The following is a 22,490-nucleotide window of genomic DNA, read 5'->3' as shown; positions in this document are numbered from 1 at the left end:
TTTGGCTATATCAATTTAACTAGGCACCTATGAACACAAAATTACTTCGCTCCCTTCAAGTCTTTGTTGCTGTAACTGACAGCGGCAGTATGAGTGTTGCAGCTAGAGAGCTGCATATGACAGTGTCAGCTATTAGCCAACAACTCAGAAAGTTAGAACACGATATCGGCCTAAGCCTTTTTAATCGCAATACGCGTAACTTGAGCTTAACCGAAGCTGGGCGCATCTATTACGAGACAAGTATCAAGATGCTGGAAACAGCAGAGCTTGCACAACAACAGATTGAAAGCTTGCAAGGCGACCCTACGGGTAAGATCAACATTATTGCGCCAGAAGGTTTTGGTGGTGGATTGCTAAGTGAGCCATTGCGTCAGCTATGTGAAAGATTTCCTAAAATCACCATATCGCTTACTCTTACCGACGAGCCCAAAGACATCATTACTTCAAGTGCTGACCTTGTACTGTGCTTTGCTCCGCTATCAGACACCAACTTTAGCAGTCTAAAATTGGCAACTTGGAAACGCATTCTTTGTGTCTCTTCTTCGCATCCGTTAGCTAAGGCAAAGCTGGAAACCCCCAACGATTTAAGTTCGCATGCGTATCTTGTTCATAAACACATCGATGATTACGTAATTGCACATGAGCAAGAAGGTGAATACACGTTAGACACGCAGCGTATTGACCTTAACTCTATGCAAACATTAATTCAGCTTACGCAAGACGGTGTGGGTTATGCAGTGTTGCCAGAACCCGAAGTTCGACATCTGCTTGCTTCAGGCGACATGAAACAACTATTCGCCGATTGGTCATTGCCAGACTATACCGTTTACGCCGTTACGCCGAAGCGAGAATTGGTTCCTGCAAAAATCAGTGCGGCAATCGACTGCTTGCAAGATCTCTTCGCAAAAATATAGCAAATAATGCATTGCTAGTTTGTTTCTCTCTGTTTGACTTCAAAGCGCTATCGAACGATTTTTAAAGTGAGAAAGACATATAAAAATGGCAGCGAAACGCTGCCATTTTTGCATTACTTGCACAATGATTAGAAGCGTGTATTGAACTGCACACTAAAGATATGTGCGGTGGCTGATTGAGTACCTGTAAACGTTGATGTGAATGTGCCTTGCGCATTCAGGGCGCGCGTCTTATTGATGTCAGCTTTACGACCATCAATAAACACGTAAGCTACATCTACTGACGTGTCTTTGCTAAATGCATATGTTGCACCACCAGAAATCCAATGACGATCCGTATCTGGAATACTCAATGAACGGTTTTCAACAGTTACTACACCATCGTCGTAGGCATAACCTGCACGCAAGGTAATTTCATCATTCAAGACATAAGTTACACCAATCGCAGCACGCCATGAATCATCGAAGTTTTCTTGTTTGATAAGAAAATCAGAGCCGTCAGCCAAGTTAGCCTCTAGCTTCTCGAAAGTACTCCAATCAGTAAAGGTAACACTCGCTTGTACTGACCATTGCTGATCAAGCTTTTGGTTTAGTGCCAATTCTGTGATCGCAGCAAAATTTAAATCTAAGCTGCCAGGCTGGTTAAGACCCGCTGTTAGTGAAGAGCTTACTTCACCGCTTAGCTCAAGCTGAGTTTCTGCACGATAAGACAACGCCACATTTGTGGTTTCAGTAGGTTGCCAGAAAATACCTGCATTCCAACCGTAGCCCCAGTCATCGCCCTCTAATTTGAAAATTGACGTAGTAGCAGGTACTGATGTCTGTAGCGCACTGCTTAAAATAGGTGAAAGGCTTTCTGAAACAGCTGAGTTAATTTCAGCATCTGCGTAAGTTGCGCTTATTCCGAAACCAAGCATCAACTGGGAGTTTACCTTGTAAGAAATCGCCGGATTAAAAGTCACAGACGTAACTTCTGCAGTATCAGCAAAGTGCAGTGCATCGAAGTCATCTGAATAGTCAGAGCGCAACCCATAGGTTGTGAATACACCCAAACCTACTGAAATTTTATTGTCGATAGGCGTAGTGTAGAAAAACGAAGGTACTATAGCAGTATCAGCAATGTTGTCTTCATGAGCATCAGCTACACCTACAACTTGACCACCCAATGCATAGTTCACTGAACCATTCACATCAACATTAGGGTCGATAAAGCTCACTGAGCCGCTCACTCGCGTATCTTCAAATACGCCAATTGCTGCTGGGTTGGTGGCCAATATAGAGGCATTTTCAGGGGTGGCAGCTTGGCCCGCCATTGCACGTCCTAAGCCATTCGCACTGTGTTCATTTACTTGGAAACCAGCAGCTAACGCAGAAGAAGAGGCTAAAGTAGCAAGCGCTAAGCAAACTGAGGCACGTAGAGATAACTGTTGCTTCATAAAATACTCATAAAAATAGGGGAAATTGCAGCGGCGCATTCTACGGATATGAGCAGTTTTGTTCAATGCAGGTTAACGTTATTTACGCACATTTATCGCATTTTTTACAATTATAGCGACAATTTCGATGCATTTGCATACAAAATTGATAACCCAAGGTTAATGTAAAGAGAGATAATTGTTAAATGCTCTTTTGACTTATGTATCTTCACCCAACGTTATTTAAGTTCTCTGCTAAAAAGTCATAAACAAACCTAATACGCTTGTTATGTCGCAGCTCTGAGTGCGCTACCAGCCAGGTACTGTAGTGATAAATTGAAAGAGTATTTGATAGGACATAATCCAGCTCAGGAATCTTCTCTCCCACTTCTCTTGGAAGAAGAGTAAAACCAATACCTTGCTTGGCAAGTTCTATGTGAGTTGGTTGAAAGTCACTAAGGCAAACATAGTTTATTTGATTTTCTGAAATTCCAGCATCAACCAATACTTGCGTTAAGTATTCTGTTTCTGTAAATCCAATGATGGGAAAAATGCATGCCGTACTATCTTGAGTTTTGAAATACTCGCATTGGTCTAATGTACCAAACAAACCGACATGCGCATTTGATACTGAACGAATAATGAGGTTTTCCTCTGTCGGTCTGAAATTTCTAATCGCTATATCTGCAGTTCTGTGAATAAGATCTGCGCTGTCATTTGAAACCTCTAATCGAACCAGTATTTCAGGAGCCAGTGCTTTTAGCTCAGCAATAATAGCTGGCATTCTGAATAGCGCATCTATTTGGCTAACTGCGATAGTTACTGTACCGGCAAGCGAGTCGGTTGCACTTTTTGCAACCAGTAATGTATTGTTTGCTACTTGCCTCATATCTTGCAAAGCATGAAAGATACATTCGCCTTGAGGTGTAAGGTACAAGCTGTTTTTACTGCGTTCAAATAACACCACACCAAGGCTTTCTTCTAATGAGGAAACCCGTCGCCCAATGGTAGGTTGGCTGGTACACAGCGCCTTCGCAGCCGCAGTTAACGAACCTAATTCAGCCGTTACCAGAAAGGCTTTTGCATCATCCCAATCAAAATCCATACTTTCCTCTGCGCTAAAAACCAGATTCCAGTATACATATTTGAATAGTGAGTGAACATATAAATTTAAGATCCTCATTTTCATACCTGTTAGAGTTCATTTTTATATTAATTATTACATTCTGAGCTTTTTAGGCATGTAGTTGCAGCAAGCTGTTTATCTTTGTTTGGACAAGACAATGAGTGATATCAACTTTTCAATACACTTTTGGAACAAATTGGCAGCAAGGTATGCCAAGAAGCCTGTGCCCAATGAGGCTATATATCAGCAAAAACTGAAATGGACGCAACAGTATTTATCCCAAACCGACCTTGTATTTGAGTTTGGCTGTGGAACAGGCAGCACTGCACTTCAACACGCCCCAAAAGTGAGTAAGATTGAAGCTACAGACATATCTCCTGCCATGATTGACATAGCGAAATCACGTGCTCAAAAAGCCAATATTCCAAACATTACGTTTGCGGTAGGACAAATTGAAATGCTTGATCTTAAGCCAAATACCTATAACGCGGTGCTTGGCCTAAATGTTATGCATTTGGTCGACGAACCAGCAACGACACTTCATCATATCTGTAGGGTATTGAAGGAAGATGGTGTTTTTATAAGTAGCACACCTCTTTTAAAAAATGAGTCTTTCCTTGTTCGCAGTATCATCAAATGTATGCAACTGCTAAGAAAAGCCCCTTTTATTAATTTAATGACACAGGATGACTATACCAACCTTGTTACTCAAGCAGGTTTTGAACTAGTTCATACATGGGCACCAACCAAAAGCAGCCTATTTTTAGTTGCGCGTAAACCCAGCAGCAAAGGTATTAACTCTTCTACGCCAAACCTAATTTGAGACTAGATTATGATTCGCACCTTTGTATATTGTTTTGCATTTACTGTATGTACAATTTGTCCAGCTTGGTCTTCACCATTTGACATTGTTGATTTCAGTTCAGAAATAAGCGCTCAAATATACCAACCTGATCCAGCAGAAGTGCACGAACAAAAGGCCTTTCCAACCCTTTATATTATGGATGGTCAGCACTTTATATACAGCGCCATAGGCTATCAGCAGTCTTTGAATTGGCGTAACCCAACTAGCCCAAAATTTATCGTAGTCGCCATTGACACAAGCAAAATTGGCGACGGTTCTGCAAAACGTCGTAATTTACTCAACGCAGACTCAAAAACATTAATTAACGTAATTGAAGAAGAAATCATTCCCTATGTTGAGTCTCATTACCCCGCCAGTGATATGCGCCTGTTCGCAGGATGGGAAAATACCGGAGGGTTTGCCATTGATCTATTAACCACTTCGCCAAATTTGTTCGAAAGTTTCTTGTTCGCAAGTTCGCCGAATATATCAGCAGAGCGTTTGAAAAATGTAGAGAACCTTATTGTACAGTCAGTAAAAAATAAAACTGCGCTCAACAAGCAACTCTATATTGCATTAGGTACACAGGAAAATTATGCCGTTGATGCATTCAATCAACTGAATCTCCTAGGTGAGAATCACCCCAGTCAACTAGACGTACAATACTTACTTTCATCAAAATTAAATCATTTTACTACGCCTATGAACCTTTTTACTCAAGGTTTAGCTTGGGTTTTTCGAGATTATCCTGCAGTGAATTTTTATAGCGTTGACGATATTTTTTCCTTCGGAGGAATCCCTGCTGTCCAAGCTTACTTTGCACAACGTGGTGAACGTTATTATGTAAGCAAATCAGTAGCAGAAAACACGGTATTCACTATGGCCAGACACGCAGCTCAGGCAGATAATTTAGGTCTTTTCTTAGAGATTGAACAAACACTGGGCAAGCTTAATCAAGAGACATTTCAACCATACTGGACGCATTTTTTTGTTCCTTTTTAATCAAAAATAAGCAATGGCAACGTGCCGAAGAAATTTTGTATTCCGTTATGGCGCGTTATCCCCAAGTGCCACAACTTATTGAATTGGATATTCAGTTAAAGCAACAAAAAGCCAAACTATCCATAACCAGTAGCAAGGAGTGAAGCCACTGGAGGCCACTAGAATCTGGAAAAAATATAAAAACTAGTGCATCCAATGCCATAACGAACTGTGTCTAACATATAGTCAGTAACCTTTGAGGAATGCACATGTCAGAACTTTGGATACCTATAATCGGGATTATCTGTATTGCATTAGTCATTATTGCAAGTCTATACCTGGGAACACGAGAAAAACTCCAGCTGCACAAAACATTGCAGCACCATTTAGAAAATGGGGGAGAGTTGACTCCAGCGCTGTTGCAACAAATGGGCGCAAATGTTAATCAAACTAAACGCGATAGACGAAAAGGCGCACTACTAACGTCTATCGGGCTTTCCTGCTTTGCTGGAGGGTATGTCAGCGGCTTTACAACTGTTGGTATGGTATTTGGCGTATTCCCTTTGTTTGTTGGCTTGGCTTTTTGTTGTCTTTCACTATTTATTGAAAATGAATGACCAATCCCTTATCACTCGTGTTCTAATCTATGATGATCAACACGCGTTCACTACATTGGTCAAAAAACACCAACTGCCAATCAGACAATTTCTGCGACGCTTAACCAATGGAAACCATGCATTGGCCGACGACCTTTCCCAGCAAGTATTTATTACTGCCTACAACAAACTTTCCACATTCAAGGCTGCATCCACCTTCAGTACTTGGTTACACAGTATTGCTTATCGGCGATTTTTGAACGAGATGCGCAAAGGGCAATACCAATCTGAAATAAAGACTGAAGATGACGCTGTATTTCAGTCAACCGAGAACCCCATTGAAAGCACCATTGAGAATCCCGTTGAAAACGAAATACTTGCAGAACAATTAGTAGCAAGACTTTCTGAAGCTGAACGTACTTGCATCACTTTAGCTTTCAGTGCAGGTATGAGCCACCAAGAGATTGTTACTATTACTGGACTTCCACTTGGTACAGTTAAATCACATATAAACCGAAGTAAATTAAAGCTGTCGAATTGGCTTGCAGACTCACTGCCTAGGAGTGCTCTATGACCACACAAACAGACAAAGAGTTAGAAGATTTATTGCTCTATCAATCATTAGATGAAGCAGACACTTTCGTGGTGAATGTAACCACTAAACTAGAATCAATGCGAAAACTGCGAAAGCGTTTTTTAATGATCTCGATAGCGGCAGCAACGCTGTCTACTGCCCTCCTAATAAGTGCGTTGAAGATACCGCTTTGGGAATTTGTCTCACAGATAACCGAGCAATATCCCTTAGGCTTAGCTTGTGTCACCATTATATGCTTGATTACAGGAATGCTAATGCATTCAGAAGGAAGATAAACAATTGCATCCATATAGTAAGTTCAATGTGTCTAATGAGTATTCTCAAATTCTTCCGGACTGAAAAATGAAAGTACTACTGACGTTGATTATTGTAACAATAGGCTTACTGCTAGGAACGATTGCACATGCAGAAAAACGTGATAATCGCGCATTTTCAAAGCTAAATAAAACGCTACCAAATACATTGGCAAAGCTTTATGAACAATATGAGCTTAAGGGTGACCTTTTACTAGCAGTGGTCGACAAAACAGGGATGCGTTACACCTATACACTAAATACCCTTGGCGAAGACTCGGAGAAAAACGGACTAGACATTACTACCCCTTTTTTAATTGCGTCCCATACCAAAGCATTTACCGGCACATTAGCTCAAGTACTTGCTAATGATGGACTACTTGAGCTAAACGCCCCCATCGCCAAATATCTTTCTAGCGATCTAAAGCACACCGACATAGATAGCAGCAATATCACTGTAAAACAGCTACTTAACCATACTGCAGGCTTTACGAGTGTTATGCACACATTTAAGTCTGCCTTCTTAGGTTTCAAAGATGAAGAAGAATTGGTTAATGCGCTTAGAACAAATACTTTGATAGCCCCACCCGGCGTATTCCGATACTCAAATACTGGGCCGATTCTTGCCGCTCGCGCAATGGAAAAAGCAACAGGTAAAAATTGGAAGTCGCTAATGAAAGATAAGCTATTTACGCCATTAGGTATGCAACATACCAGCTCAGAACTGGGCAATTACCCCACAGACGCTATATTGCCCAGCATCGAAGTAGGTCAAAATAAAGAGGTTATTCGCAAAGGCATTTTCAAAACAGATTCTACACTTCATGCTGCAGGAGGGCATATATCCACACTAGAAGACATGGCCAAATGGCTCGCATTTAATTTGAGTAAGGACAGTACTTTTTCACCCTCAGCTAGCTTTTTCGAACCACTGCACAACTCTACTGTTACACAAAAAAAGCGTTACTTTACCTATGACCGAACAGGTTACAGTCTGGCATGGGACATAGCCGAGTATCACGGAAAACCTATTCTCACTAGGTTTGGGGGATACGCTGGCATGAGCTTTCACGCATCGTTCATGCCCGAAGAAGAAGTCGCAGTTATAGTATTCTTTAATGACCAACGAGGCTATGTACTTCCTCATTTAGCCGCAAATCTTGCGTACAACCTCATACTGGAACCAGAACTCGCCCTTGTTAGATTTAACGAAGAACTACAAGCATTTGATCGTAGCTTTTCTCGTGAGCAAAATGATGCCCTCGATTCGAGTAAAATGGTTAACTATTCTGAAAAATGGAATGCACGCCTTGGCAACTATCTAAATACTGATGGTTGGTCTGATATCACTCTTTTCAATAAAGACAACAAGGTTTGGCTGCGTCACGGCGTATTAAGTGGTCCGCTATACACTGTAAAGGAAGATGATTCCGACTTTGTCGTAGATCTAGGTGCGCTTCGTCGCCCTATTCAAATTTCAGCAACCTCAAGTGGTCACTTCGAGCTACAAAACGGTAGCCTAATATTTTCTCAAGCAAGATAAAACCTATCTTATGTAATAAACAACTGCGGCTACTGCCCATATATTCAAGTTAACAAGCCCTAAGCTTAAGTAGGTACAATATGTTAAACCCAACACGACTCAGTCAGCTTTTTTACATTATATTCGCAATATTTCTTGTTGCGTCACACTCTCCAAAGTCTTTCGCTGTTGAAATCAACATTGACGACGAACTTTTCGAGTTGAATCGCATCAACGAGCACGTCCTCATCGCAAGCCAAGCATTTGGTAACACGCGTATTAACTTCGGTATTGTTATTGGTACCGATGAAGTTGTACTTATTTCATCAATGATGCGACGCAATGTACAAAGTATTGAAGAGCTAGTAAGGCATGTTAGTGGTAAACCGATATCCAAGGTAATAGTAATAGACTCAGATCCCTTCCATCACAACGGTAGCGGCTATTTCAAAGACAAAGGCGCAACTGTTATTGGCCATGAAAACTTACTTTCAGCCAAAGTTGCTATTGATATTGGCTTTTCTTCTGACATTGTTATTGACGTTGGTACGGAAAAAATTCGAATGACACACACTAAAGCGCACTCTCAAGATCATGCTTACGTCACGTTAGAGAATAGCAATGTGCTATTTACCGGAGATGCATTACGAAATGACTGGCTTATCTACTCCGGAAAAAATGGCTGGAAGACACATATCAATGAATTGCGAAGTATTCGTGAACAACATACTAACAACACTTTATATGTGCCGGGTAACAGGGGAAAACACATAAGCAGTAGTGCACAAGAAGTAGATAGGCTGATAAATATCTATGAGGAATTCAGACAGTCGGTAATTAAATTGGCTCGCGAAGGCTTGTCTTCAGAGGCAATTACCCGTGAAGATGAAATAACTCAATTGCTTACGTCCTTCGAGAGATATGAGGAATTCGAACCTTATATTATTCATCATGTAGAAGAGGTACTCGCGTTTTCTCATTGAGTAAACCTGCAATACGCTTGCCCAGATAGTGAGCTGTTGCAAGGTCAATCTCATGTAAACTTTCGCTGGTTGTTTGTGCAACAACACCTAGTTGGCTTCCTAATCGATTAATATTCTTTTTTGTATAGCCATGGGCTGCATCTACACTTACCCACAACATACCGTGCTGGCATGCTAAGGTGATCATATAGTAAAGCGTACTCGATTGGTCACCATTTAGCGCGCTGCCACAGGTAAAGCCGGCAGCCAACTTATTAGCCCACAGCTGTTCACACCATAATTCGCTGGTAGCATCAGCGAATGCTTTAAACTGACTAGCCACGCCTCCCATATATGTTGGTGAACCGAAAACAATAGCATCACACTCCCCTAGCTTAGACAACACGGCTAGGTCAACAAAACGACCATCGACAAGCTGCTCTTTACCAATTGGGAAAAGTCGTACCTGTGTATTTTCGATTTCATTAGCACCTTCTTCTATGGCCTTAGCCAACGCTTTGGTAGTACCGGTTGCACTGAAATAAACAATGCCTAACTTTTTCATACACTTCCCTTAAAACTATATACGGGTCACTTCACACTGGCTTCAAAGCAATACAATTCACTTGCGTTCAGATAAATATTTCACGAATACGCTCACTACGTGGCTAGCCCCTAGGTCAGGTCTTATCGCTAGTTGCAACGCAACTGTGCGCATTAATCCATTATTCAACTTAAGATGAACAATTTCCGAACTGTTTTGTTTCTCTATGAACCAAACCGGCAACCATGCAAACCCAATGTTGTGTAGTACTCCTTGCCAAGCTTGTTCAAAATTACTCACCGTTAGCCGACTAACTGAGCCCAGCCAACCAGAATTCTGGTTGTTTCTCAATCCCGCATCGCGAATGACAATCTGCCTGTGTTGCTCAAGCTCTTTTAGGGAATGTATTTCACCATTTGCCATAGGGTGTGCACTGTGCGCAACCGCACAAAGATCTACTGTGCTAATTAACTGCGTGCTGTATCCTTTGGGTATTGCACTGGCAATTCCTATATCAACTGTGCCATCGTCAAGTAGTTCGCCACTGCGAGACAACACTGTTTCATGTACCTGAATATTAAGGCTTGGGTATTCATTAGCGAGTTTCGCTACAGCATTCCATAACTGTGCTTTGGGAAATAATATGTCTACAGCAATATTGAACGTTGTGCGAATTTCACGTTGCTGAGTGATAGCATCATGCTCCAAGGCGTCTGCCTGGCTCACCAAAGTCCGCGCTGCTGATAACAAACTTTCTCCGTAGGGCGTCAGAACAGCTTTGCGCCCTACCACTTCGAACAATTGTTTACCAACTGTACTTTCTAGCTTTTTGATACTGTGACTGATGGTTGACTGAGTTTTATACAATGCATCACCGGCTTGAGCGAACCCTCCATGGTCAACAACTGCAATGTACATTCGCCATTGTTCTAATGAGATCCTGTGCATTGCTGCCTCCAAAAAGTTATCGAACCCGACGTCTTAAAACCGAGACGTTGATAGAGCGCTAATCCCATATCTGATGCTTGTAATGTTATGAGCGACACTCCTTGCGTTTGTGCCCAGTCGATGGTTTGCAGCATAAGCTGGGTTGCATACTGCTTTCCTCTATAATTAGGCGGCACTGTCAATTGGAAAACGCCAAGTGACTCGCCCTGTCGAAATAAAAGAATCGTAGCAACACGAACGTTATTGACTTGCAAAAAGCCTAATTTTGCACCTTCTTGTTTAGCCGCTCTGCACAACGATGCCAACTCAATAGCATAACCAAACCCTTCGCTACACATATTCATAAATGCGCGAATGCCTTCCATATCATCACGTTCTAACAATTCCAATCTCGCATGCGACTCAAGTATTTGAGGTGCTCTAGGAATGTGAAAATGCATCAACCTCAACGTCGCGTCAGCATTTAGCTCTGTACTCGACACGTTGACTTCAGTGCTTTTATTAGACATTGTCGCCACTTGGTACTTTTCATTGATATGAATATCTGACAACGCTCGAATCGTTGTGTCGTAGTCCAACGTATCGTGCCAAACACGGTGAGGCCAACCCGTTGAAAACCATAGTCCACCTTTCTTTTCTGCGCCATAACAACGCCATAGAGCAAGTAAATTACTGCTGTTTTGCATTGCAAATGAATTCATATAATCACCTGTTTACCAAAACGAGGCCCACAACCATTGTCATTAGACCGAGTAACTTTGTATGGTTAATGGGTGCTTGTGGTAAGTCAAACCACCCAAAGTGACTAATAACTACCGCCAACACCAACTGTCCGGTAAGAGCAAAAGACATCATTGTTCCTACACCTAGCTTGGGAATAAGTAAATAGAACAACCCAACCCCCGTTGCACTTAATACGCCACCTAACCACAGGTACCAAGGAACCGCTCGAATGTCATTGAGAGCTGGCCATTGCTTCGTTGTACTTATCAGTACCGTACCGCTAACAAGTACACTGACCAAAAAGGCGACCACCGTGGCCAAGAGCGCGTTTTTCAACAACACTCCCAACCAACTGTTCATTCCTGCTTGTAGCGCAATAAGTGCACCGGCAAATAACGCTAGTAGAGCAAACATGACCTCAGAGCTCCATACTAAAACTATCTATTGAAAGACGTACTTTGCGTTCAGCAGCACTTACATCACTGTCAGCTCTTTCACCCAGAGCACAAATAACCGTACTCTTAAGCCCATGCTTGGCAAGCCCAAGTACTTTATCAAACCCTTGTTTCTCAAAGCCTGCCATTGGACACGTATCAACGCGCCGAATAGCTGCCGATGTGAGTAAGTTACCCAATGCAATGTATGCTTGGTTTTCCGCCCATTGTTGAAGTTGCTCTGTGGTCAAAGGCAACATTACATCTTTTACATGCTGCTGATAACCCGCAAGCGCACCATTTTCAAGACTTCGTTCGCGTTCAAAATATGCAAAATGTTGTGCAATGAATTGCTCATTAATAGTGGTATTTACTGCGAACACTAATAAATGAGAACAGTGTTTTACTTTTGATTGCCCCATTGCATAGTCTAAAAGCTTGGTTTTAATTGAGTCAGAGTGAATAACGATCAACTTGTACGGTTGCAATCCATATGCTGATGGGCTCAGCCGCGTTGCTTCAACGAGTTCTGAAACTACTTCTTCGTCTAGTGTAGTATCTGCAAATTCGCGCACGGCATAACGCCAATTTAAAGCGTCTAACAAATTCATAGTTAATTCTCCTTTTGCTCACCAAAAGTTGCTTTGAACGGAAATGCAATAGGGCGCAGCGGTGCAGCATCAGCGCCTCGCAACTTAAGTGAACTACCAACAAATGCGAACTCGTAAACTTCAGAAGCAGCTAGACTCTCCAAATTCACAAGTTCCATAATAGGCACGCCAATTTGCGTCAATAAGTAAGTGTGAACGGGCACATAATTGCCTTCTACCTCTGAAGGAAAAGCTTCAAAGCTTAAGTTATCTGCACCGATGACCATGGCCTTGCTCTTCTCAGCTAGAAATCTCGCTGCGGCCATTCCTAACCCCGGAGAATTCATCATAAATTGAGCTGCATCTTCGTAGTTTTTCATACGCCCAGTACGAAGTAGTACAACATCACCTTCTTCAAGTGCTACATTCTGACTCAGCAGCGCAGCTTGAATATCTGAAACAGTGATTCGATAGTTGTCGGGAAGCATTTCAATGCCTTTTGACTTGGGAAGATCGATTAGTACGCCACGTGCAACTATCGGAGGAATAGTTTCCGCACCACTGCGCTGCCACCCCTTATCACCTAAGTGGTTATCCGCACTAAAGTGATTGTATATCTGGCCGTTAAGACCAAAGTGGCTAAACGTGTCAATGTGCGTGCCGGTATGGCTATACATGGAGAACGCACTGCCTGAATAACTCACATGCCGATTTATATCCTTACCCATTTCCAATACATTGTCTGTCACTGCACCGCGGGGCGTGTGTGTCATCCAGAACTGATAGTGGGGATCGCCAGCGGCTTGCCAACTTGGCATACCCACAAAATATTCAACGGACAAATCGTAAACATGGCTTGCATCAACCCGTGCCATTACGTCAGCTTTACGCTGTGGTGTCATCATATTTAATCGCCCAATCTCGTCGCTTTCTCCCCAAGGGCTCGTACCAACAAATTGCGGGGAGGTTGAATTTAAAGCGACGTAAAGTGCAGCACTGAGTAATATATTCATAGCTCATCCTCCACAAGGTTTGCGGATAAACTCGAAATGACGAGTGATTCGAGTTGCTCAAGGCTTAATGTCTGAGAAACAGACTTTCTACCATTAATAAGTAACGAGGGGATCGTTCGTATGCCAAAGGCTTCAGCGCGCAAATTGTCGTTGGTGACTGCTTTAATTACTTTGGAAGAATGAACACTGGCGATGATTGACGCGTAAGGAATATCATAAGTACATGCCAAGGTATTGGTAATAGCGTTCAGAACCTGTGGATCGGCAATATTTTGAGCTTCATATAAATGCGCTCGCTGCACAGCATCAAAAAAATGCCAATGTGCCATCTGTCCACAATGCTGTTCTATAGCTTTGGCATACAAAGCAGCCAAGTACCCTGTAGGATAATCAAACGAAGCTGCACGCATACCTTCAATATTAATTAACTCAGGTTGCTCTGCATATTGCTGACATTGCGCCCAATGTTGGAGTATCTCTTGTTTGGCTTGTCGCAATGAGCCAAAGCGCGTAATCATGTCACTTTCATTGTACTGAAGGACAAAAGCGCGATGTACTATTTTTACTGGATACTTTGCAGCAATTATACGCAACCTAGGTGATAGCAAATAACACCAGCCACATACCGCATCATGAAAAAACTCTATTGTAGTCACAGCTAACCCCTATGTTTATTGTTGACATCAATAAGGTTAGCCATACATCTCCTTTAAAAAAAATGATTAAAATCCATCATAAAACACGAAAAAATTCATACGAAATAGACGCGTAATGAAAAGCAGTATTTAACCCTCCCCCCTTATAGTAATCACTTTTTAGGAAAAGTGAGTCATACATATTCGTTTACCCAGTCTGCATAATTGTTTATGTATTGTTGTATAACCCTTCTTTACGATAACAAAATGCAATATATGAGTGGATGATTTGTATGTTCATTCACTTGTTTGTATTGAATAGGTTGTTGCCCCAATTTGGCTTAAAAGCCGAGATAGATAAGTGAGTTAACGGAGATTCTGATGTCCAGACGAGAATGCGCAGTTTGGATAGTACGGCTTGTGCAGCTCTTTGCGATGTACTATCTCATCATCCATTTTATTGATGATGCCACGTTTGCCACACCTTTAACTGCAGCAAGTCTAAACACAGTTGTTTTAATTGTAGTGATGGTAATGATTTCCCACGTACTTATCGTGGTTTCTAAACTAAGTCCACAAGGAAAAGTACACCTTCCATCCCCCGCATATCTAGCTACGAGTATTAGCGGGCATGCACTTGCTTTTGTAGTTGCATCAGGCTTGAGCTACTACCTTTATACCGGCAGTGGGTCGGCCCTTTTTACCTTTTGTTTTGTTGGGCTTCTCATGCATATAGGCAGCGAATATGCATCCATTGTATGTCAGCCACCCAATGAACCCAGATAGGAGCCATGTATGAGTATGACAGTTTTTATTCAAAAGTACGCAGGTCTATTATTGTTAGGGAGTTTAATAGTTCATCCGAAAATAGTGATGGCTGCTGAAGCGAGTGACACTAATATTGAGCATGTTATAAACACGGGAGAAACCATCATCGCGGGAACACTTTCCTTGCCCCAAGAGTCGCTCACTGACTCACTCGTAATTATGCTTTCTGGCAGTGGGCCACAAGACCGAGATGAAACACTTGACGGGTTTAAAGTCTTTCATCACATTGCAAAACACCTAGCCTCTCAAGGAATTGCAAGTTTTCGATTTGATGATCGTGGTATTGGTGGAAGTACGGGCAACTTTGGACAAAGTACACTGAGAGATCACACTGATGATGTTGCGCATATTCTCAACTATTTTTCCTCACACAAAGAGCATATGTATAAGCATTTCATTCTTCTCGGTCATAGTCAGGGTGGTATTGTGGCAGCCAATGTTGCCGTCGAAAGAGAGGAAATTGAAAAAGTGATACTCATGGCAGCTCCATCAGTACCGCTTATTGATATTGTCTTATATCAAGTTCGCCAAGAATATACTCAACTAAATATTAGTAAAGCACTCGTTGAGAAAGGCGTATCAGCTCACCACCGTCTTATGTGGGCTATTGAAAATAATAGCAATACCGAAGGCGCCCTAGAAAACTTCAATACAACGGTATTAAGCGTATTAACTGCTTCACCATTGCACCAGCATCAGTCAAAACCTGACTTGAAAAAGTTAGCCGATGCGCAAACAAGGGAGTTTGAAATTGTTTATGCACTGCCGTCGCTGACTTCGTTTCTTTATCATGATCCAGCTAAAAACATTAAAGATTTTAACGAGCCTGTACTTGGGCTATTTGGTGGTAAAGACCTACAAGTAACAATTGACCAAAATAAGGACACTATGGAAAAAGCACTTCTTACTGCTGGCGTAAACTACCACTTTTCCACGTTTGAGCACGCAAATCATTATTTTCAACACGCAGAAAGCGGCTTGAGGAAGGAGTACCCGACACTTGATAAACAATTTATAGATGGCTTTTTAAACACAATATCGAGTTGGATTGTGCATAATGAAGTCAGACAAACAAATAGGTAATTAAATGTTACTCAATTCAAAACAGGCTTTGCCCTTCGTTTTCGCTTGGTAAAGTGCAGCATCAGCTTCATCAATCAGTGTGTCTATTGATGTTTTACTCACGTTTTCTGCGTAAACAGCACCAATTGAGCAACTCATAATGGGGTGCTTTGCGCCCTCAGCATGACGCATATTTACTTCTCGCCATTTATCCAAAAGTGTTTGGCAATGTTCATTAACTTGCTGAGGAGTAATATCACTCAGAACAACAATAAACTCCTCTCCACCATATCGACCAATTATGTCAGTGTCTCTTTTGAATGTGGCTTTCATGATGCTGGCTTGTACTTTAATAGCTTCGTCACCTTGCTGATGGCCAAAGCTATCGTTGTACTTTTTAAAATCATCCAAATCTAACATCAGCACTGCCATAGCTACGTTATGTCGTTTACTTATGGCCAATAACTTCGCACAACGCTCACGGAGTGCTCGACGATTTAAAAGGTCTGTCAACGGGTCAAATTTACTTAATTTTAGTAGCCGCTCATTGGACTCTTTCAACATGCTCAAGGTTCTATCAAGGCGATATTTTGCATAGGCACAAACGAACAGAGAACCCGCCACAAAAGCGCTCGAAATAACGACTCTATCGCCATAAATAGGAGCCAACCACATCAGCCATATAAATCCAATGAGACTTAGTGCGTTAGCAATGAACGCCAATGTAAATGGAATACCTAAAGCAAAAACACAAAAGAAGGCATATAGAATTGTTCCCTCATAGGGAAAAACGAAGCCGAACTCTGTCCAACATACCCAAATAAGCCAATAGTTACTAAACGACAACACAAGCAATGAAAGAAAGAAAATATACGCTTTATATTGGGAAAAGTGGCGCCAAAATGAAAAAGCAGCAACCAGAGCAAAAATGGGAACTTGTATAAATAACTTGTCGAAAAGGTACAACTCATACATGTTGCTTGGCAGCAATGATAGGCTTGCGCCAATGAAGCACACTACGAGACTAGCGCCTATGAGTAGGGCGATACGCAATCGGACTAATTCTGTCGATTTGTTTAGCTTCACATTACTAACCACAATGAACGAGGAAGATTAAATAGTGTATTAAGTATAACGCCAACTTGGGTAACGTGTTGTGTACTTTAGTTTTAATCTTGTATTAAAACCTACAAAATCAGAAAACTAACTAAGCCTCGACTATCATCTACTAACAAAAAGGTGGCAGAAGATGAAATCAATTCGCTTTTGCAGCTATATCTGCAAATAAATTTACACTTTTCAATCGCGCATCAATATCGAAAATGGGCATTGAAACAATAATTTCATCTATGGTTGTAGAAGATGCGAATTGTTCTAACCGCTCAGCCACAGTGTTTTTTGAACCCACTAGCGCATAACGTAATACATTGGCGAGCATAAACTCATCCTCGGCTGTACATATTTGGCTTAAGTCTCTAACGGGTTTTGCAAAAGGTTTGTTTAACCCTCTTCGCATATTCATGAACTGCTGCTTTACCGACGTAAACCAATATTCAGCTTCATCATCTGTATCGGCCACCACAACCATGACTCCCGCCATCACCTTTGGCTCAGCACACTGCACAGATGGCGTAAACAAATTGCGATAAACACTAATTGCATCGAAGAGGTGCTCGGGGGCGAAATGCGATGCAAAAGAATAGGGCAATCCCATCTTCGCTGCGACTTGCGCGCTGTATAAACTGGAGCCCAGTAGCCAAAGCGGAATATGTGTATTTTGGCCCGGAATTGCCATAATGGGTGAAGTCTCAGACGGGGCGTCAAAATAGGACTGCAATTCTCGAATATCTTGAGGGTAATTATCTACATCACTTTGCAAGTTTCGTCTAAGCGCCCTCGCAGTTGCCATATCGGTGCCCGGCGCCCTTCCTAAACCCAACTCAATGCGCTCAGGAAACAGTGCTGCTAAGGTTCCAAACTGTTCCGCAATCACTAAAGGAGAGTGATTTGGTAACATAATACCACCCGCCCCAATTTTAATAGTGGAGGTAGCATGCCCAATGTGTGAAAGCACCACTGAAGTTGCAGAACTTGCCACACCGCGCATTCCGTGATGTTCTGCAAGCCATACTCGCTCATACCCATCCCGCTCTGCTTGCACAGCCAATTTACGAGAATTTTCAAGGGCGTCCTTCACGCCTGAGCCTTCTGAAATTGGCGCCAAGTCTAAAAGCGAATAAGGTATAGGCATATGAATTTGTTCCTTACGTTAAATATATCTTGATTCGCAGCAGGCTAAATACCTTGAAAGCATTAGTCAATGCACAGAAGCGTTGCGTCAGTACTGAGTTAATATTGATGTGGTGTCTAGGCTACAACGAGCCCGTTAGTTATAAGCCCCGCCGCCAGTTTCACACCAACGTAGATGAATATGTATAAAAAAATACAATAGTGTGAATAGCAACAACTCCCTAATATGAATCAAGAAAACAGGTGTAGAACTTAGAACCTATGTTTTGGACTATATCTATATTAAATGTCTGGCCTATCAATGAATACGCTCGCACAGCAGCAATCGATTCAGATAGTTATACGATGAACCCATTTAAGGTAACGTTATGACCAAGCCCTTTACTTATCTTATGCGTGTTCGCTACAGCGAGTGCGACCCTCAAAACGTTGTATTTAACGCTCGATATGCTGATTATACCGATATAGCAGCAACCGAATTTATGCGCGCTATATGGGGCGACTACAAGAACATTCTTGCTCAAGGTATAGATACACAAGTAGTAAATCTTAATATTTCATGGAAAGGCTCGGCGAGATTCGATGATGTACTAGCCCTTGAAGTATTCACTCAGCGCACAGGTAACACTTCATTCACTTTAAGTACTACTGTGCGTAATCACGCAACAGGCAATGAGTTAGCATCTGCTGAAGTGGTGTATGTAATGGTTAGCTGCCCAGATTACGTTAAGCAACCTATTCCAGATAACCTTAGAGAAACCTTAGAGGCAGGCGCGCCATCTGTTGTAGTCAACCACGCAGGGGTTTAGCAAACAAAGCTTGGCGGAATTATCTTTACAGGCGCACGAAAAGGATAACCCTTGCTTACCTATTACTAAACGCAGGTTATCCGTTAATTTGGGTTAATCTTCAATAATCCTGATACTACCACCTGACGTGTGGAGTGCTACTTTGGGCCCGCCACCATTAATAGCACCGCGTATAGACTGCTTTTTGACTTTCCCATCTACCGTAAAATCTGAATGAACACGGCCACCGCTAGTTGAAGCATCTATATCAATAGCAATATTGCTCGGAAAGCTGGCTCTAATAGAGCCGCCAGAAGTATGAAGTCTAGCATTTTTCGTTGGCTGCTTAGCGAAAACGACTTCAACACTACCACCTGAAGTATGGGCGTTAATTTCACCTTCTATTGCTGCGGTTTTGATACTGCCACCTGACGTATCTAATTCAACATCGCCAATAACGGAGCCCACTTCAATGGCCCCCCCCGAAGTACGTACTTCGATGTTGCCAGTAATATCACTGATTTCGATTTTTCCACCCGAAGTATCTAAATCAAGTTCATATTGCTTGGGAACCGTTATATCAAAGCGAACCCTAAGGCGATTATTCCAACCCCAACTTGAGTCTCGTTTCCCACTTATTTTTAGACCTTCACTGTGCTCATCAAACTCGACTTCAAAGTTTTCGTCTTCGCCATCAATAGATACGTTAACAAGGATCTGATCTTTGTTATGAGTATCAATATTTATGCTGCCCGCATCAGTTCGCACATGCAACGTATTGCCTGAGACAGTCTCAAAACTGCGCTCGATAGTTTTGGCTTGAACGGAAAGGCTAATACACAGCAGTGTCAACAGCGTAGTAGCAGCGCTGAAAAAACGGTGTTTAGACGGTGTCATAGGTGTCTCCAAGTAGTAGTTATAATAAAAGTCACTATTACTTAGTCGCTATAGAATTGAAGAAGGTTTAAATGTAAAAATTAAAAATATAGCTTAGCTGTGAATTCAAATAGTGAACACAATAGTGCTCTTGAGATAGTATTATTTCCTCATCAGCAATACACTTTTAGTTACTATTTTCTCATAGAGTCGTCCAACTCAGATTGCTATTATCTTAGGCTGAGCTACATCACAAAATAATAAAAAACCCATGTCAAGTGATTACAAATCTCTCATTAGTCAACCGAGCGGTGAAACTGCAACTAGTCAACTTCTAAGCAAAATGTCAATGGAGAAGCTATTTTACATATCTTCGACATTACAGAGCCCATGGGGAATAGCCTACCCTCCACTTGAAAGATGCATGATATTTCACAGAGTATTGAAAGGGGCCGCTGAAGTAGAAGTTCAAGGAAAGAGAGTACAACTGCAAGAGGGTGACTTTGCGCTTATACCGCTAGGAAAAGGACACCTATTAAGTGATGGTAGTAAAACAAAACCAACTCCCTTATTCCAACTCCCAATTCACATTGCCCCAGGAAGGTTTGAGACATTAAACCTGAAGGGGAATAAAGACGAATGCAAACTTATATGTGGTGCAGTCACTTTTACACACCCACTCACACAAAGGCTCATAAATATGTTGCCTAGTATACTCGTTGTGCGCTCAGATGAGCCTAATATTGGGCACGTTGTAAAAACGTTAGACGAGCTGATTTTAAATGAGGTACAGAGTAACGACATAGGTACCAACGGCGTTACAGCTAGGCTTGCTGATCTATTAGTAATTACTGCTATAAGAAACTATCTAAACAGTGATATAGAAATGACACAAAGTTACTTTGGAGCATTAAACGACCCGCGTATTTCAAAAGCCATCAAATTGGTTCATGAAACTCCTTCAAAACATTGGTCGTTATCGCAATTGGCACAAGAGGTTGGCATGTCTCGGACCAACTTTGCCAATCAGTTCAAAGAGTTAGTTGGCCAATCGCCTATTAGTTATCTGACAGAATGGCGTATGTCTCTAGCGTACTCAGCGTTGAAGCAAACTAAAGACACTATTTTGTCGATAGCTCTAGAGTTTGGATATCAATCAGAAGCTTCATTTTCTCGTGCGTTCAAGAGAGTCATGGACTGTAGCCCAAGTGAAATTCGGAAGGTCACGGAAACATCTTAAACATAATTGGCAGTATTAGATTTGAAATTATTACTGTTCAGGTGATATATGAAATGAGGTATTGCAGTTACGTGCATTCACAAATACTTAAAGCGGACTTTAACGCCGCCAGAACGCGGTAATTTTGGTGTTAGCTTTTTATGGCAGCGTAATGCCCAGCACAAAAAAGCGACTGATAGAATTAAACACAGTTACTAGCCTTGTTAAATAAATCTCAGCCACTAAAAAACTGTATAGCTACAACTACTGCGACCAGAGCTAGAAGGTAAAGAGTTATATCCGTTTTTCCATATGGAGGTCTTAAGCACGCCTTCCTTATTGTTCGGCCCTTGCAGTTCGATGGGCTCATAGAAACTTCGTTCCCTCAGATTTTTAGCTTTTTCAGCCACGCAAAAGCCATTTTTAGACAGCCGGAATGCGTTGTCATCGAACGAGTGCAAGAGACTATCGTTTTTCAACAGTTCAATGCATAAGCGAACGTCTTTGTCAGAGGTATTCGTATCTTGCTGAAGTAGTTCAATCCCCGCGTAAGAACCGCTCCCCAAACCGCGGTACACCTGCAGAAGTCGGAAAAGAATATGTATAAATATTGGATTTGATGGTAAGTTCTCCTGCCTCAGAAGTATATTGAACTTTATGTCTGCAACGGAAGGAGGGTTCATTTACGCCATTTGTAATCCTCTAATTAACAATTTAATAAAGCGCAAATTGCGCGTTTTTCTACCGAGCTACAGTTCTTTTTTATTCATATTGCCATGATTAACAAGTTGGTTAAAGTCGATGCAGACAATGGGTGCAAGAACATAAATCAAAATTGATTAATACGATATGATCACACTCCGATTTGGCTTATACCCCGAACGGGACTCACCAACCGACAATACCGTTACTTTAGATGGTTCTAAACCAAGCTCTACCATTACCGTTTTGACTGCTCTAGCACGTTTTAACCCCAGCTCGTAATTGTATAATTTACCGCCTTCGCTGCTTGCATTTCCTTGCTGTGCGACTGTCACATAAGGATGCGCTAACAAATGTGCGTCATAAAAGACGTTCGACCACACATTAAGCCGAAACCTAAAGCCACCCGCAGTGACTTTAAAGCAGCCCAGCTCAGTGGGAAGTCAGTTTCACTCGACGAAATTTTCTAATTGGGGTCTATCGCAAAAGCTCTTTTGAGCACCATCAAAATGAAGAACGACATCTGCATTTTTTTTGTACAGAAAGTCTGCTATTTTAATTACTGCACATATAAAAGTGCATAGACTGTGACAAGAGAAATAATCATTTTTAACGGTATTAATAATATAG

At 41.8% G+C, this 22,490-nt stretch carries 25 protein-coding genes; 12 read left to right on the top strand and 13 right to left on the bottom strand.

All coding sequences use genetic code 11. The features are described 5' to 3' along the window. Window positions 1-29 precede the first annotated feature (29 nt). The gene (locus EYR97_RS14925; protein ID WP_131094461.1) at window positions 30-914 is read left to right on the top strand and encodes a LysR family transcriptional regulator; all 885 of its coding nucleotides are present in this window, start codon (window positions 30-32) and stop codon (window positions 912-914) included. Window positions 915-1,042: 128 nt separating this feature from the next. On the opposite strand, the gene EYR97_RS14920 is transcribed toward EYR97_RS14925, so the two are convergent. Both EYR97_RS14920 and EYR97_RS14915 read right to left on the bottom strand, forming a co-directional pair. Beyond that, entirely contained in the window at window positions 1,043-2,350 is a 1,308-nt protein-coding gene (locus EYR97_RS14920; RefSeq protein ID WP_131094460.1) for an OmpP1/FadL family transporter, read from the bottom strand. A gap of 208 nt (window positions 2,351-2,558) precedes the next feature. Continuing rightward, the gene (locus tag EYR97_RS14915) at window positions 2,559-3,434 is read right to left on the bottom strand and encodes a LysR family transcriptional regulator (RefSeq protein WP_165478062.1); all 876 of its coding nucleotides are present in this window, start codon (window positions 3,432-3,434) and stop codon (window positions 2,559-2,561) included. A 178-nt stretch (window positions 3,435-3,612) separates the two neighbouring features. On the opposite strand from EYR97_RS14915, the gene EYR97_RS14910 reads away from it, so the two are divergent. The 7 genes from EYR97_RS14910 to EYR97_RS14885 all read left to right on the top strand — a co-directional run bounded on the left by EYR97_RS14910 (window position 3,613) and on the right by EYR97_RS14885 (window position 9,269). Then, entirely contained in the window at window positions 3,613-4,278 is a 666-nt protein-coding gene (locus tag EYR97_RS14910) for a class I SAM-dependent methyltransferase (RefSeq protein WP_131094458.1), read from the top strand. A 9-nt stretch (window positions 4,279-4,287) separates the two neighbouring features. After that, window positions 4,288-5,301 (top strand): alpha/beta hydrolase-fold protein, encoded by a 1,014-nt coding sequence (locus EYR97_RS14905; RefSeq protein WP_131094457.1) that lies wholly within the window; start codon window positions 4,288-4,290, stop codon window positions 5,299-5,301. 248 nt (window positions 5,302-5,549) lie between these two features. Then, window positions 5,550-5,897 carry a DUF6249 domain-containing protein gene (locus EYR97_RS21925; RefSeq protein ID WP_165478061.1) on the top strand — a complete coding sequence of 116 codons (348 nt, stop codon included), beginning with the start codon at window positions 5,550-5,552 and terminating at the stop codon, window positions 5,895-5,897. Further along, on the top strand, window positions 5,890-6,450 hold the full coding sequence (locus EYR97_RS14900; RefSeq protein WP_165478060.1) for an RNA polymerase sigma factor: 561 nt from the start codon (window positions 5,890-5,892) through the stop codon (window positions 6,448-6,450). The genes EYR97_RS21925 and EYR97_RS14900 overlap by 8 nt, the downstream gene beginning before the upstream one ends. After that, a complete protein-coding gene (locus EYR97_RS14895) occupies window positions 6,447-6,746 on the top strand; it encodes a hypothetical protein (protein ID WP_131094455.1) in 300 nt (99 codons plus the stop codon). The genes EYR97_RS14900 and EYR97_RS14895 overlap by 4 nt, the downstream gene beginning before the upstream one ends. Window positions 6,747-6,813: 67 nt before the next feature. Beyond that, window positions 6,814-8,307, top strand: a complete 1,494-nt coding sequence (locus tag EYR97_RS14890; protein ID WP_131094454.1) for a serine hydrolase — start codon at window positions 6,814-6,816, stop codon at window positions 8,305-8,307. A gap of 80 nt (window positions 8,308-8,387) precedes the next feature. Continuing rightward, complete coding sequence (locus EYR97_RS14885; protein WP_131094453.1) at window positions 8,388-9,269, top strand: MBL fold metallo-hydrolase; 882 nt, start codon at window positions 8,388-8,390, stop codon at window positions 9,267-9,269. Here the strand turns inward: EYR97_RS14885 and EYR97_RS14880 are convergent. Genes EYR97_RS14880 through EYR97_RS14850 form a run of 7 tightly spaced genes read right to left on the bottom strand, consistent with a single transcriptional unit; the run spans window position 9,229 to window position 14,156 of the window. Continuing rightward, complete coding sequence (locus tag EYR97_RS14880; protein ID WP_131094452.1) at window positions 9,229-9,813, bottom strand: flavodoxin family protein; 585 nt, start codon at window positions 9,811-9,813, stop codon at window positions 9,229-9,231. The genes EYR97_RS14885 and EYR97_RS14880 overlap by 41 nt on opposite strands. Before the next feature lie 57 nt (window positions 9,814-9,870). Continuing rightward, the gene (locus EYR97_RS14875; protein ID WP_131094451.1) at window positions 9,871-10,740 is read right to left on the bottom strand and encodes a LysR family transcriptional regulator; all 870 of its coding nucleotides are present in this window, start codon (window positions 10,738-10,740) and stop codon (window positions 9,871-9,873) included. Continuing rightward, window positions 10,722-11,441: a GNAT family N-acetyltransferase gene (locus EYR97_RS14870; RefSeq protein WP_131094450.1), complete on the bottom strand. Its 720-nt coding sequence runs from the start codon at window positions 11,439-11,441 to the stop codon at window positions 10,722-10,724. Before EYR97_RS14870 ends, EYR97_RS14875 begins: the two co-directional genes overlap by 19 nt. Window positions 11,442-11,445: 4 nt before the next feature. Continuing rightward, on the bottom strand, window positions 11,446-11,877 hold the full coding sequence (locus tag EYR97_RS14865) for a DMT family transporter (protein ID WP_131094449.1): 432 nt from the start codon (window positions 11,875-11,877) through the stop codon (window positions 11,446-11,448). Between the two features lie 4 nt (window positions 11,878-11,881). Next, on the bottom strand, window positions 11,882-12,508 hold the full coding sequence (locus EYR97_RS14860; protein WP_131094448.1) for a nitroreductase family protein: 627 nt from the start codon (window positions 12,506-12,508) through the stop codon (window positions 11,882-11,884). 2 nt (window positions 12,509-12,510) lie between these two features. Continuing rightward, the gene (locus EYR97_RS14855) at window positions 12,511-13,500 is read right to left on the bottom strand and encodes a cyclase family protein (protein ID WP_131094447.1); all 990 of its coding nucleotides are present in this window, start codon (window positions 13,498-13,500) and stop codon (window positions 12,511-12,513) included. Beyond that, window positions 13,497-14,156: a DsbA family protein gene (locus EYR97_RS14850; RefSeq protein WP_131094446.1), complete on the bottom strand. Its 660-nt coding sequence runs from the start codon at window positions 14,154-14,156 to the stop codon at window positions 13,497-13,499. The genes EYR97_RS14855 and EYR97_RS14850 overlap by 4 nt, the downstream gene beginning before the upstream one ends. A gap of 360 nt (window positions 14,157-14,516) precedes the next feature. On the opposite strand from EYR97_RS14850, the gene EYR97_RS14845 reads away from it, so the two are divergent. Further along, window positions 14,517-14,921, top strand: coding sequence for a hypothetical protein (locus tag EYR97_RS14845; RefSeq protein ID WP_131094445.1), 405 nt, complete (start codon window positions 14,517-14,519; stop codon window positions 14,919-14,921). Window positions 14,922-14,930: 9 nt separating this feature from the next. Continuing rightward, window positions 14,931-16,046, top strand: a complete 1,116-nt coding sequence (locus tag EYR97_RS14840) for a S9 family peptidase (RefSeq protein WP_131094444.1) — start codon at window positions 14,931-14,933, stop codon at window positions 16,044-16,046. Here the strand turns inward: EYR97_RS14840 and EYR97_RS14835 are convergent, their stop codons facing one another. Together EYR97_RS14835 and EYR97_RS14830 are read right to left on the bottom strand one after the other, a co-directional pair. Further along, window positions 16,047-17,111, bottom strand: coding sequence for a GGDEF domain-containing protein (locus tag EYR97_RS14835; protein WP_131094443.1), 1,065 nt, complete (start codon window positions 17,109-17,111; stop codon window positions 16,047-16,049). A gap of 169 nt (window positions 17,112-17,280) precedes the next feature. Then, entirely contained in the window at window positions 17,281-18,276 is a 996-nt protein-coding gene (locus EYR97_RS14830) for an LLM class flavin-dependent oxidoreductase (protein ID WP_131094442.1), read from the bottom strand. 367 nt (window positions 18,277-18,643) lie between these two features. Between EYR97_RS14830 and EYR97_RS14825 the strand changes: the two genes are divergently transcribed. Then, window positions 18,644-19,084 carry a thioesterase family protein gene (locus EYR97_RS14825; RefSeq protein ID WP_131094441.1) on the top strand — a complete coding sequence of 147 codons (441 nt, stop codon included), beginning with the start codon at window positions 18,644-18,646 and terminating at the stop codon, window positions 19,082-19,084. A 93-nt stretch (window positions 19,085-19,177) separates the two neighbouring features. On the opposite strand, the gene EYR97_RS14820 is transcribed toward EYR97_RS14825, so the two are convergent. After that, on the bottom strand, window positions 19,178-19,960 hold the full coding sequence (locus EYR97_RS14820) for a DUF4097 family beta strand repeat-containing protein (RefSeq protein ID WP_131094440.1): 783 nt from the start codon (window positions 19,958-19,960) through the stop codon (window positions 19,178-19,180). Window positions 19,961-20,210: 250 nt separating this feature from the next. On the opposite strand from EYR97_RS14820, the gene EYR97_RS14815 reads away from it, so the two are divergent. Continuing rightward, window positions 20,211-21,179 carry an AraC family transcriptional regulator gene (locus EYR97_RS14815; RefSeq protein ID WP_131094439.1) on the top strand — a complete coding sequence of 323 codons (969 nt, stop codon included), beginning with the start codon at window positions 20,211-20,213 and terminating at the stop codon, window positions 21,177-21,179. Between the two features lie 818 nt (window positions 21,180-21,997). On the opposite strand, the gene EYR97_RS14810 is transcribed toward EYR97_RS14815, so the two are convergent. Next, window positions 21,998-22,243, bottom strand: coding sequence for an OmpA family protein (locus EYR97_RS14810; protein ID WP_165478058.1), 246 nt, complete (start codon window positions 22,241-22,243; stop codon window positions 21,998-22,000). Window positions 22,244-22,490 lie beyond the last annotated feature (247 nt).

This window comes from Alteromonas sp. KUL42 (assembly GCF_006538325.1).
In the GTDB taxonomy this organism is placed as follows: Bacteria; Pseudomonadota; Gammaproteobacteria; order Enterobacterales; family Alteromonadaceae; genus Alteromonas.
Note: the sequence above shows the minus strand (reverse complement) of the source record. Positions and strands in the feature narration are given on the sequence as shown.